This window comes from Paenibacillus sedimenti (assembly GCF_014534655.1).
In the GTDB taxonomy this organism is placed as follows: domain Bacteria; phylum Bacillota; class Bacilli; order Paenibacillales; family NBRC-103111; genus Paenibacillus_E; species Paenibacillus_E sedimenti.
Genome location: NZ_JACVVD010000055.1, coordinates 1 through 649, shown reverse-complemented (window position 1 = coordinate 649; position 649 = coordinate 1). Strand labels below are relative to the sequence as shown.

Below are 649 nucleotides of genomic sequence, written 5' to 3'. Positions count from 1 at the left end.
AATTGCTAGTAATCGCGGATCAGCATGCCGCGGTGAATACGTTCCCGGGTCTTGTACACACCGCCCGTCACACCACGAGAGTTTACAACACCCGAAGTCGGTGGGGTAACCCGCAAGGGAGCCAGCTGCCGAAGGTGGGGTAGATGATTGGGGTGAAGTCGTAACAAGGTAGCCGTATCGGAAGGTGCGGCTGGATCACCTCCTTTCTATGGAGACTCGGCTCTGAGAACGAGCCAGTCAAGTGCGAAAGCACACAACAAGCTTCTTTCACTCGTGTTCAGTTTTGAAAGGTCAATCCTTTCAAACATGATATCTTGCTCTGGTAACATTTGATTGTTGCTGAAGCGTAGATGGCATGATAAGATATTCTTCCTGTCGCTGAGAGGCGAAGGAAAAACAAAATTGTTGACAACTGACATCGCTTCGCGAATGTAACAGTTGCAACTTGTTCCTTGAAAACTAGATAACGAAACGAAACGTAAAGCGTGAAACTTAGAAATCCTTTTCGTTTGTTGTGTCAAAGCAATGAATGAAAGCAATTTTTAGCTGGTTCTAACGAACCTGGCAATTTAACAATTGCCTACGGTTAAGCTAATAAGAGCACACGGAGGATGCCTAGGCGCTAGGAGCCGAAGAAGGACGTGGCGAA

Annotated in this window: 1 rRNA gene; it reads left to right on the top strand. The window is 47.0% G+C overall.

The features are described from left to right. Window positions 1-206, top strand: a 16S ribosomal RNA gene (locus tag ICC18_RS33390); the annotation flags it as partial. Between the last annotated feature and the right edge of the window lie 443 nt (window positions 207-649).